This is a genomic window from Kribbella sp. NBC_00889 (assembly GCF_045207705.1).
Lineage (GTDB): Bacteria > Actinomycetota > Actinomycetes > Propionibacteriales > Kribbellaceae > Kribbella.
Genome location: NZ_CP108783.1, coordinates 5,658,895 through 5,669,812 on the forward strand (window position 1 = coordinate 5,658,895; position 10,918 = coordinate 5,669,812).

Consider the following 10,918-nt stretch of genomic DNA (forward strand, 5'->3'; position numbering starts at 1 on the left):
ATTCGCGAGATCCAGCTCACCTTCTGTGCATGAATCAATCATGGCGTCGGCACGCTGCGAATGCAAGCGCCCGATGCACGTGCATCCGCACGTTTTCCGATTCGATACCCAAATCGGCCCTTCGCCCGCCTGTCGGCACCTCGATCAGCACGCTTCGAACGGCGTTCGTCGACGATTCGGCGCCAACTTTGTCCTGACAAAATTCTAGTTGGTCACCAGACAGGCGCTACTCTGCGTGATGGACTCCGCCGGATCGGCGGGCCTTATGTAAGAACTCCGGCAGATTGCGTCGCCAGCGTGCGATGATGTGCACCTGCGGGCGAGTTGTCGCTGGTGAGAGCTGCTGGGGCGTGGAGGTGGGTGTGACAAAGTCGGGCGCACACAGCGGACCGACCGCGCTTCGAATCATCCTCGGAGCGCATCTGCGGCGGATGCGGGACGCAGCGGGGATCAGCCGGTCTGACGCCGGGTGGGAGATCCGGTCGTCGGAGTCGAAGGTCAGCCGGATGGAGCTGGGCCGCGTCGGCTTCAAGGAACGCGACGTCAGCGACCTCCTCAGTCTCTACGGGTTGGACGACAGCGAGGAGCGCGAGCGACTGCTGGCACTGGCCCGCGATGCGAACAACCCGGGCTGGTGGCACCGGTTCGGCGATGTGCTGCCCAGCTGGTTCCACTCCTACCTCGATCTCGAAGCCGTCGCCCAGCTGATCCGTAGTTACGAGCTCCAGTTCGTGCCAGGCCTGCTGCAGACGCCGGAGTACGTGCGTGCCGTCGTGCAGCTCGGCCGCGGCCTGATCCCGGCCGAGGAGATCGAGCGCCGCGTCTCGCTGCGGGTGAACCGTCAGCAGGTCCTCACCCGGCCCGACCCGGTGCGTTTGTGGGCCGTGATCGACGAGTCCGTGCTGCGCCGACCGATCGGCGGGAAGAAGGCGATGCAGGCGCAGCTGGAGTATCTGCTCGAGGCGAGCTACATGCCGAACGTCACGCTCCAGGTGGTGGAGTTCGGCTCAGGCGGCCACCCCGCGACCGGTGGCGCGTACAGCATCCTCCGGTTCCCGGAGCAGGACCTGCCGGACATCGTCTACATCGAGCACCTGACCAGTGCGCTGTACCTGGACAAGCCCGAGGATCTCGACACCTACACGGGCACGATGGAAGCCCTGTGCGTCGCGGCTCCGCCGCCGAACCAGACCCGCGACATCCTGGCCAAGGCGCTCAAGGAGTACGACGCCTGACGCTCCGGCGACCGGTGCACTCAGGAGTTGTCCGACAGCCAGGTGAGCAGCGATCTGGTCGCCTTCCAGTCCGCGCGGATCAGCGCCGCCAGCTCCGGCGTGTGGATGACCGGCTCGAACCCGTAGGACTTGCTGACCGTCAGGGACTTGTGCCGGAGCAGGTCGATCCGGGGGTGCTCCGGGTCGTAGCCGCGCGGGCTCGTCTTCAGCTTGTCGCCGCCGACCGTCCAACCGGTCGCGGTCAGTTTGGCCAGCAGCTTCTCGAGCTGCTTGCCGCGCCGGTCGTCGTCGATCGCGGCCCGGACCCTGGCCAGCCGTTCCGAGCTTGCCTCGTAGAAGCCGGCCGCGACCCGCACACCCGGCGCCGCCACCTGGACGTACCAACCGGTCGACGGAGCCACGTCGATGAACGCACCTTGGTGCGTCTTGTACGGCGACTTGTCCCGCGCGAACCGGACATCGCGGTACGGCCGGAACAGCTTCGCCGGACCGAACTCCGGCTCGAGCTCCGCGAGCAAGGCGGTCATCGGTGCTTTCACCGACTCCTCGTAGACCTGCTTGTGCGCCGTCCAGTAGGTCTTGCTGTTGTCCATCTCGAGGTCGTCGTAGAAGTCCAGCGCCGCCGCCGGGAAACCGGTGAAACTCATGCGGTAAACATAGTTCGGCTCAACCCAGCGACCGGAAGAAGGCCCGGATGTCGGCCACCAGGACGTCCGGCTGTTCGAGCGCGGCGAAGTGGCCGCCGTGCGGATGACTGGTCCAGCGGACCACGTTGTCGGTGCGGGCGACCTTGTGCCGGAGCGGGATGAAGTTGTCGTACGCCAGGTCGAGCAGGGCGGTCGGGGTGGTGGACGGCTCGGCCGGCTGACCCCAGTACGGCGCGTGGGCCCGTTCGTAGTAGATCCGGCCGGACGATCCCGCCGTACGGGTGAGCCAGTAGAGCATCACGTTGGTCAGTAGGAGGTCGCGGTCGATCGTGCTCGCGGGGTCGGACCACGCCTCGAACTTCTCCACGATCCAGGCCAGCTGCCCCACCGGTGAGTCGGTCAGCGCGTAGGCGACCGTCTGCGGTCGCGTCATCTGCAGGTCGGCGTAGCCCTGCAGTTCCTTCGTCCAGTGCTGGAAGCGTCGCCACGACGCCCAGGTGCGTTCGCGCTCGGCGGCGTCGAGCGGCTCCAGTTCCGCCGGCGTCGGCTCGGAGGTCGCGCCGCCACCAGGGATGAGATTGAGGTGTACGCCGATCACCTCGTCGGCGTGGATCCGCCCGAGCTCCCGCGAGATCCCGCCACCCCAGTCGCCACCCTGTACGCCGTACCGGTCGTAGCCGAGCCGGGACATCAGGACCGACCACGCGTTGGCGACCCGGAGCAGTTCCCAGCCGGTCTCCCGGGTCGGACCCGACAGCCCGAAGCCCGGGATGCTCGGGATGACCAGGTGGAACGCGTCCGCGGGGTCACCGCCGTACGCGCGCGGGTCGGACAACGGCCCGGCGATCTCGGTGAACTCGACGATCGAACCTGGCCAGCCGTGGGTGATGATCAGCGGTGTCGCGTCCGGCTCCGGGGAGCGGAGGTGGGCGAAGTGCACGTTCGTGCCGTCGATCGTGGTGGTGTACTGCGGCCACTCGTTGAGCCGCGCCTCGGCCCGGCGCCAGTCGTACTCATGCCGCCAGTACTCGACCAGTTCCTGCAGATGAGCCAGCGGTACGCCGTACTCCCAGCCGGTGCCAGGTAACTGGTCCGGCCACCGGACCAGGTCCAGCCGAGCGCGCAGCTCCGCCAGTTCGGTCTCCGGCACATCCAACCGGAATGCTTCGACAGTCACTGCCGCAGTCTGTCGCGACCATCTGCTGCCTGCACCTGAATTCAGGCGTTCACCTTGGCGCGGACGACCCTGGCGAGGACAACCCGGACCGTGACCGCCGCGATCAGGCACAGCACGCCGGCGCTGAGCACGATCGTGACCAGGGTGCCCGCGCTGTTCAGGGCACCGTCGCACGCCATCGGAGTGACCCCACCGGCCGGCTGGAAGGCCGAACCGCAGTCCGTGCCACCGGCCGAGACCGACCGGAAGCCGAGCGCCAGCCCGCCGAGGACCAGCACGGTCCCGGCGATGGCGAGAATCTTGTTCAGTGTCGTCACGACGACCCCGGCACAGTTGGTTTCGGGCACGCCGACGGCGTACCCCGTGAGCCCCGTTGCACTTCGTTCACTCCTGACTTCGACTGACCACCCGCACCGAACTTACGGTCCGGCGCCGGATGATCCACACCCGTGCGGCCCGTCAGGACTGATTCTTCACAGAGTCCTTACTCAGGACATGACCGCCCGTGACCACGGTCTCAACCGGACTGTGGCCCCGGTCACGCGCCCGGGCCTAACCGGTTCAGCCGAGGCGTTCCTGCAGGTGAACGGTGATCTCGTCGCCCGGTTCCTTGCCCAGCCGGTCCCGCAGGTCGCCCTTGACCGGCAGCTTGTGGGTGCCGTCGCCGAGCGCCATGAACGAGCTCTCGAACGGGTGGCCGTCCATCGTGCCGCGGACCTTGACCAGCCCGCGGGTGCCGAAGTACTCCGCCGAGCCGGGCATCTGCAGGTAGGTCCAGCCGCCCTTGGCCGGGCTCTTCTGCAGCAGTGCGGTGAAGGTCTTGTCCAGCTTCTGGCTGTTGTCGCTCATGATGAGCTCCTCTCTACAACCTGAGGTAGAGGCCGGTGGAGCGGTTTCGACATCGTGCCCCGAACTATTCTGAGTTTCGTGCAGATCACCATCCGCCGCGCGGGGCGGGACGAAGTACCGGCGGTGCTGGCGCTGCTCGACGGGGCGACCGAGTGGCTGGTCGCCCAGGGACGGACGGATCAGTGGGGCACGGAGGCGCATTCGACCAATCCGCGCCGGGTCGCGCAGATCACCGGGTTCGCCGACGACGGGCTGTGGGTGGCCGAGGCGGACGGCCGGGTGGTCGGGGCGCTCGCGGTCGGGCCGGCGATGTCGTATGTGCCAACTGTGGACGAGCCGGAGCTGTACGTCCGGCTCTTGGTGACCGATCGGGCCTCCGCGGGCCGTGGCATCGGTGCTGAACTGCTCGACCACGCGCGGATGCTGGCGCGGGAGGCCGGTGTCGGGCTGATCCGGGTGGACTGCTTCGCGGGCGGGGACGGCGCACTGGTTCGGTACTACGAGAAGCAGGGATTCGTCCGGGACGTGGAGTTCTCCGTACCGGTCAATGACTGGGAATGGCCGGGTCAGGTCCTGTCCCAGCGGCTGTGACCGAGCGGTGCACGGTGCCGTGGGCATCGCTGCAGTGGGCGTCGCGGTCGTTGCCGGAGGCATGGTCTACCTGCAGGGTCGAGTGCGTCAGCTGATGCCGCTCGGCCAGTAGCGCCTCGACCTTGACCCGGATCTGGTGGCAGTCGAGCCCTTGGGCGACCAGGATGTGCGCGGAGGCGGCCGGCTCACCGGACGTGATTTCCCAGACGTGCAGGTCGTGCACCTCGACCACACCTTCGACCGCGCACAGCTCCGCGCCGAGGGCCTGCGGGTCGATCCGGGCCGGCGCGGCCTCGAGGAAGATCCGGCCCGAGTCGCGGACCAGCGAGATGCCCGCCTTCAGCATCAGCGCGGCCACCACCAGCGCGGCGATCGCGTCGGCGCGGGCGAAGCCGGTGAGCAGGACGACAAGACCCGCGATGGCCGTCGCGATGAAGGCGAAGAGGTCGTTGAGGATGTGCTGGAACGCACCCTCGACGTTCAGGCTGGAGCGGTTCGCCTTGCTGATCAGGTAGGCGGCCAGCAGGTTGACCACGATGCCGACGACGCCGGTGATCAGGACCAGCCCGCCCTTCACCTCGGGCGGATCGATCATCCGGCTGACCGCTTCATAAACGAAGTACGCCGCCAGCAGGAGCAGCGTGATCCCGTTCGCCTGGGCGGACAGGATCTCGACCCGCTTGAAGCCGTACGTGAACCCACCGGCCGGCGGACGGGCGGCGAGCCGGATCGCGATCAGCGCGAGCACGATCGCGATCGCGTCGGTGAGCATGTGCGCCGCGTCGGTGATCAGGGCCAGCGATCCGGCCGCGAGCCCAACCAGGACCTCGGCCACCATGAAGCCGACGATCAGCGCGAGCGCGCCGCTGAGCAGCTTCCGGTCCGCTTCTGTGCTTACACCGTGCCCGTGGCCGTGGCCGTGTGCCTCGGCCGTCATGCGCCGGACCTCTCCGGGTGGATCGCGTCGGTGTGCTCGGTGTGCGCGACGGCCAGGTCGACCAGCATCCGCACGTGTGCGTCGTCCAGGCGGTAGTACGCCATCCGGCCGTCCCGCCGTACGGCGACCACGCGGTGGGCGCGCAGCAGCCGGAGCGCGTGCGAGGTCGCGGACTCGCTCAGCCCGGTCACCGCGGCGAGGTCGCAGACGCACAGTTCGCCGTCGAGCAGCGCGACCAGCAGCTTCAGCCGGCGCGGATCGCCGAGCAGGCTGAAGACATCGGCGGTGTCGACGATGTCGTCCTCCCCCGGCATCCTGGCATTGACGCTCGCCACCCGCTCCGGGTCGACGACCCGGACGGTGCAGGCGTCGATCGCCGTGCTGCCCTGCACATCTGCAGAACTCTTCATACGTCGACAATAGGGTCGCCCCCGGGCGCCCGCAAGCTACAGCGTCTCCCCCAGCCATCGCAGCTGCCGCATCCGCTGCACCTGAGCGCCGCCTTCATGACCGTTGAACGGCCAGACGTCGATCTCCGCCGGGCCGCGGTAGTGGTTGTACGCCGCGAACACCGTCGACGGCGGGCAGACCGCGTCCATCAACGCGACCGAGTACCGCGCCGGAGCCGTCGCCCGAGCCGCGAGGTTCAGCCCGTCGAAGTAGTCGAGTACGCCGAACACGTCCTCGGGCGGCACCCGCCGACGGGCGAGGTAGTCGGCGATCTCGCCGTACCCCGTCTTGTCCACCATCTCGGCCGCCCGCCGGAAGTGCGTCAGGAACGGTGCGTCGATCAACGCCGCGGCGACGTCCGTCCGCAGCCCGGCCACTGCCTGCGCGATCCCGCCCCCTTGACTGCCGCCGGCGACGACCATCCGGGCCGGGTCGGCGATCGGGTGACTCCGCGCCGCGTCCACCGCGCGGACCGCGTCGGTGAACACGCGCCGGTAATAGTAGGAGTCCCGGTCGACGAGTCCGCGGGTGAGGAATCCGGGCACCTGCGGGTTCGCCCCTGGATCGGGATCGGCGGTGTCGGTCCCCTGGCCCCGCGTGTCCATCACGAGTACGGCGTACCCGGCGGCCGGGTACACGAGCCAGTCGATCGGCCAGTTCCGCCCACCCTGGTACCCGAGGTACTGCACCACCGTCGGCAGCGGTCCGGCCACGTCACGCGGCGCCAGGAACCACCCCGCGATCCGATGCCCACCGAACCCGGTGAACCGGATGTCCCACACATCCACGGTCGACAGCCCGGCGTCGTACCGGACGAACGCCGGCTCGAGCGGATCGGTCTCGGCCTTGGCCAAGGTGTCCCGCCAGAACAGGTCGAAGTCGGCCGGCTCGCTGCGCTCCGGGCGATACTCGCGCAACTCCGGCAGTGGCTTGTCGAACAAAGGCATGGCTGTCCTTTCGCTACCCGGCGGCCCGGGTGAAGTCGACGGGGAGCGGCCGGAGGTCGAGCTCGACCTGATGCTCCGCGGTGAACCCGAGCAGGTCGCGAGCCCGGGACAGGTCCATCGGTACCGCGCGTCCGAGCAGTGCCCGCCGGACCGAAACCGTCGGGTGGTACCGCGCCAGCAGTTCGTCGGTCGGGTACGGCGCCAACGTCTGCGGGGCGGCAACCAGTACGGCGTGGAACCCGGACACCGGCGCGGTGAGGGCCAACCGCAAGGCCCGGGCGGCGTCGCGGAGATCGAGGTACGCCCAGAGCTCGGCTGATCCGTAGAGCGGGTCGGCCGTGGTCGCCGCGAGCCGATCGCGCCGACGTCGGTCGTCGGCGACGAACGGCAGGCGCAGCGCGACCACCGTCAGACCGTGCCGCCGCGTCATCATCACCGCGGTCGCCTCGTCGACCTGCTTGGACAGCCCGTACGGGTCCTCGATCTGCACCGGCAGGTTCTCGTCCACCGGCAGGTACGCCGGGTGCCGGATCCCGGCCGCGAACGGCAACCCGGTGATCGAGTAGCTGCTGCTCAGCGCAACCCGCCGTATCCCTCGCCGGCCGGCCGCCTCGAGCACGACGAAGGTCGCACGGGTGTTGCCGCCGAAGACCTCGAACGGCGTACCGTGACCCGGCGAGGCCAGTCCGGCCAGGTGGATCACCGCATCCGCATCGGCCATCGCCTCGTCGACCGCAGCCGGGTCGCGGGCGTCCCCGATCACCATCCGATCGGCCGGCAGTCCGTCCGGCTCGATCCGGTCCAGCGCGGTCACAAAGATGCCTTGGGCAACCAGATCGCCGACGACGGCATGACCGATCATGCCGCTCGCCCCCGTCACGAGCACCCGGGTCACCGTCACGCGTTCTCCTTCGAGGTTGATGGTCAGCCCTTGATCCCGCCGGCCAGACCGGCCCCGCGGAGGAAGTAGCGCTGGAAGAGCAGGAAGATGATGATCGGCAGCACCACCGAGATCAGCAGTCCGGCCATGAACAGGTTGATCTGCACGTTGTCGCGGATCGACGGCAGCATCACCGACAACGGCTGCTTGGTCCGGTCCGGCAGGACCAGCTTCGGCCAGAGGTACTCGCGCCAGGCAGCGATGATCGACAGCAGCGACACCACGCCGATGATCGGCCCGGACAGCGGCAGCACCAGCGAGGTGAACATCCGGAAGTTGCCGACGCCATCGATCCTGGCCGCCTCGAACAGTTCGGCCGGCAGTTGCGCGAAGAACCGTCCGGTGATGATCACGTTGAACGCACTCGCACCGGCCGGCAGCCAGATCGCCCAGTAGGTGTTGATCAACGTCCCGCCGACGATCGGCACGTCGATCACCGTCAGGTAGAGCGGCACCAGCGAGATGACGCCGGGGATGAACAGCGTTGCCAGCAAGGCTCCGTCGATGATCTTGGCGTACCTCGGCCGCAGGATCGCCAGCGCATAGCCGCCGGTCGTTGCCACCAGCACCGACACCGCCCAGTTGCCGAGGGCGATCCAGACCGTGTTGATCAGCGCGGGACCGACCCGGAGGCGGGACCAGGCCGTCTCGATGTTCTGCCACTGCGGGTGCCCGGACCACAGACCGAGTGGGTTCGACGCGAGGTCGTGAGGCTGCGAGATGGCCGCTTTGGCCAGCCACAGGATCGGCCCGAGGCCGGCCAGTGCGAGCAGGACCAGGATCAGCACCTGACCGCTGCCGAACGTCCAGCGCACGAGCGGACGGCGCCGGTCCGCCGCGGAGATCAGACCGCGGTCCTCGCCCCGGGCGCTCATGTCGTGCTCCAGCGCCGTGTCAGCCGGAAGTACAGCAGCGACAGCAGGCCGAGGAAGATCGCCAGCAGGACCGACAACGCCGTCGCCTCGCCGTAGTCGCCGTTGATGAAGGCGTAGTTGTACAGCAGCAGCAGGATCGTCGTCGTCGCGTTCGCCGGCCCGCCGCCGGTGAACAGGAACGGCTCGGTGAACACCTGGAAGGTCCCGATGATCTGCAGCAGCAACGTGATCAGCAGGATCGTCCGCAACTGTGGCAAGGTCACGTGCACCACCCGCCGCCAGATCGAGGCCCCGTCGATCTCGGCCGCCTCGTAGAGATCCGCGCGTACGCCGGACAAGGCGGCCAGGTAGATGATCATCGTCGCCCCGGCGTTGGCCCAGGTGGCCTCCAGCACGATGCTGGGCATGGCCCAGTGGGCGTCCTGCAACCACTGGAACGGACCGAGACCGATGCCCCGGGCCAGCGTGTTGAACAGGCCCTCGTCGCTCGCGTCGTAGAACACCCGCCAGAGCAGGATCGCCACCACCGGCGGAAGCACCACCGGCAGGTAGGCGAGCACCGAGAACAACGCCCGGCCGCGACGCAGTTCGCGAACGAAGACCGCGAGTGCGAGCGGCGCGGGATAGCCGAACACCAACGCCAGCAGTGCGAACCAGGCCGTGTTGCGGACAGCGGTGAACAGCAGTGGGTCGGCGAGCACCTTACGGAAGTTGTCGAAGCCGACCCACTCCGCCGGAGTGATCAGGTTCGTCTGCTGGAACGCGAGGACCAGGCCCCGGGCGATCGGCCACCAGGAGAACAACCCGAAGACCAGCAACGTCGGGATCAGGAACACCAAGGTACTGATCCCGCCGTGCCGGACCCACTTCGTCGTACGTCCTCTCACGGGTTGGTCAGCAGCCCGTCGACTGTCTTCGACGAGTCGCCGAGCAGCTTGCCGATGTCGGTGTCCTTCTTGGTCAGCACGGTCTGTACGACGGAGTCGAGGCTGGCGTACACCTTCTGTCCGGCCACCGGCGGCTCGATCATCAGCTTCAGCGACGCCGCCTTGCTCGTGTACGGCGTGAAGTTCGCCTGGACCGTGTTCACGTACGGCTTGATCCAGGCGTTGTACTGCTGTTGCGACGCGTCGTCGAACAGCCACAGCATCGGCAGCCCGACGGAGTACTGCTTGTCCGCGTTCGCGGTCTTCGCGTCGGTGACGGCATGGTCTTGGTCGGTGAACTTCTCCAGCCAGAAGAACTCCGCCCACTTCACCGCGGCCTCGACCTGCGCCTTCGACGCCTTCGGGTTGAACATCTGTACGGCGCCACCGGTCAGCGTGCCGCCGTCCGGCGAGTCCAGCGGCAGTGGCGCGACGCCGATGTCCTCACCCTTGCCGCCCATCGTGGTGACCTCGTCGCGGTAGTCGCCCGGCGCACCGATGTACATTCCGACCTTGCCGCCGGCGAACTCCTGCTGCAGCTGCTTCTGGTTGAACAGGAAGTTGCTGCCCATCGAGTTGTCGGTCCAGCGCATCTCCTGCAGGGCGGTCAACGCGTTCTTCATCGGTGCGTCGTTGAAGGCGGCCGAGGCCTTGCCGCCGTCCACCTTCTCGATCGTCCCGCCGTACGTGTAGGTCATCGCAGTGAGGACCCAGCCGCCGGTGTTGCCGGTGGTCATCATCGAGTAGCCGGCCTTGCCGGTCTTGTCCGCGATCGCCTTCGCGTCCGTCCGCACCTCGGCCCAGGTGGCCGGCGGCTTGTCCGGGTCGAGCCCGGCCTGCTTGAACAGCGCGCGGTTGTAGTTGAGGCTCATCGTGTACGCCTGCACCGGCAACCCGAAGATCTTGCCGCTGGAGTCCTGGACCGTCTTCAGCACCTCAGGGTTGATCTTGCTGCCGATGGGCGACGCCTTCACCACGTCGGTGATCTCGGCGAGTTGCTTGCGTTCGATCAGACCCTGCACGTCGGTGTACGGGATCGCGACCACGGTCGGCAGCGTCCCCGCGGCCAGGTCGGCCTGGAAGGTCTGAACGTCGTACCCGTACTCCGAGCCCTCGATCTTGATGTCCGGGTTCGCCTTCTCGAACTCGGCGACCCGGTCTGTCCACGTCTTCAGTGCGGCAGCCTGGTCGGGCGTCGGCTTCTGCCCGACCGTGATCGTGACCGTGCCGTCGCCGCTGTCTGCAGCGCTCCCGGATCCCGATGACGAGCAGGCGGTGGCCGCGAGGCAGGTGGTGATCACCAGCGCGGCGACCGTTCCCGTCCTCCGTCGTGTGGTCTGCACA

The 10,918-nt window shown here is 68.0% G+C and carries 13 protein-coding genes; 2 read left to right on the plus strand and 11 right to left on the minus strand.

Features of this window, described 5'->3' with window-relative positions:
* Positions 1-362: 362 nt before the first annotated feature.
* Complete coding sequence (locus OG817_RS27560) at positions 363-1,235, plus strand: helix-turn-helix domain-containing protein (protein WP_396395033.1); 873 nt, start codon at positions 363-365, stop codon at positions 1,233-1,235.
* A gap of 20 nt (positions 1,236-1,255) precedes the next feature.
* On the opposite strand, the gene OG817_RS27565 is transcribed toward OG817_RS27560, so the two are convergent.
* The 4 genes from OG817_RS27565 to OG817_RS27580 all read right to left on the minus strand — a co-directional run bounded on the left by OG817_RS27565 (position 1,256) and on the right by OG817_RS27580 (position 3,908).
* On the minus strand, positions 1,256-1,882 hold the full coding sequence (locus tag OG817_RS27565) for a DUF2461 domain-containing protein (protein ID WP_406047515.1): 627 nt from the start codon (positions 1,880-1,882) through the stop codon (positions 1,256-1,258).
* A 19-nt stretch (positions 1,883-1,901) separates the two neighbouring features.
* Positions 1,902-3,059: an epoxide hydrolase family protein gene (locus tag OG817_RS27570; RefSeq protein ID WP_406047516.1), complete on the minus strand. Its 1,158-nt coding sequence runs from the start codon at positions 3,057-3,059 to the stop codon at positions 1,902-1,904.
* A gap of 41 nt (positions 3,060-3,100) precedes the next feature.
* Positions 3,101-3,406: a hypothetical protein gene (locus OG817_RS27575; protein ID WP_393387748.1), complete on the minus strand. Its 306-nt coding sequence runs from the start codon at positions 3,404-3,406 to the stop codon at positions 3,101-3,103.
* A 214-nt stretch (positions 3,407-3,620) separates the two neighbouring features.
* The gene (locus OG817_RS27580; protein ID WP_406047517.1) at positions 3,621-3,908 is read right to left on the minus strand and encodes a DUF1905 domain-containing protein; all 288 of its coding nucleotides are present in this window, start codon (positions 3,906-3,908) and stop codon (positions 3,621-3,623) included.
* 78 nt (positions 3,909-3,986) lie between these two features.
* Between OG817_RS27580 and OG817_RS27585 the strand changes: the two genes are divergently transcribed.
* Positions 3,987-4,499, plus strand: a complete 513-nt coding sequence (locus OG817_RS27585) for a GNAT family N-acetyltransferase (RefSeq protein ID WP_406047518.1) — start codon at positions 3,987-3,989, stop codon at positions 4,497-4,499.
* Here OG817_RS27585 and OG817_RS27590 read toward each other — a convergent pair.
* Genes OG817_RS27590 through OG817_RS27620 form a run of 7 tightly spaced genes read right to left on the minus strand, consistent with a single transcriptional unit; the run spans position 4,453 to position 10,917 of the window.
* Positions 4,453-5,436, minus strand: coding sequence for a cation diffusion facilitator family transporter (locus OG817_RS27590; RefSeq protein ID WP_406047519.1), 984 nt, complete (start codon positions 5,434-5,436; stop codon positions 4,453-4,455). The two genes, OG817_RS27585 and OG817_RS27590, sit on opposite strands and share 47 nt — an antisense overlap.
* Positions 5,433-5,846 carry an ArsR/SmtB family transcription factor gene (locus tag OG817_RS27595; protein ID WP_406047520.1) on the minus strand — a complete coding sequence of 138 codons (414 nt, stop codon included), beginning with the start codon at positions 5,844-5,846 and terminating at the stop codon, positions 5,433-5,435. Before OG817_RS27595 ends, OG817_RS27590 begins: the two co-directional genes overlap by 4 nt.
* A gap of 36 nt (positions 5,847-5,882) precedes the next feature.
* Entirely contained in the window at positions 5,883-6,833 is a 951-nt protein-coding gene (locus OG817_RS27600) for an acetylxylan esterase (RefSeq protein WP_406047521.1), read from the minus strand.
* 13 nt (positions 6,834-6,846) lie between these two features.
* Positions 6,847-7,734, minus strand: a complete 888-nt coding sequence (locus OG817_RS27605) for an NAD-dependent epimerase/dehydratase family protein (protein WP_406047522.1) — start codon at positions 7,732-7,734, stop codon at positions 6,847-6,849.
* A gap of 23 nt (positions 7,735-7,757) precedes the next feature.
* Positions 7,758-8,648, minus strand: a complete 891-nt coding sequence (locus OG817_RS27610; protein WP_396395025.1) for a carbohydrate ABC transporter permease — start codon at positions 8,646-8,648, stop codon at positions 7,758-7,760.
* A complete protein-coding gene (locus OG817_RS27615) occupies positions 8,645-9,535 on the minus strand; it encodes a sugar ABC transporter permease (RefSeq protein WP_360456867.1) in 891 nt (296 codons plus the stop codon). The genes OG817_RS27610 and OG817_RS27615 overlap by 4 nt, the downstream gene beginning before the upstream one ends.
* Complete coding sequence (locus tag OG817_RS27620) at positions 9,532-10,917, minus strand: extracellular solute-binding protein (RefSeq protein ID WP_406047523.1); 1,386 nt, start codon at positions 10,915-10,917, stop codon at positions 9,532-9,534. Before OG817_RS27620 ends, OG817_RS27615 begins: the two co-directional genes overlap by 4 nt.
* Between the last annotated feature and the right edge of the window lies 1 nt (position 10,918).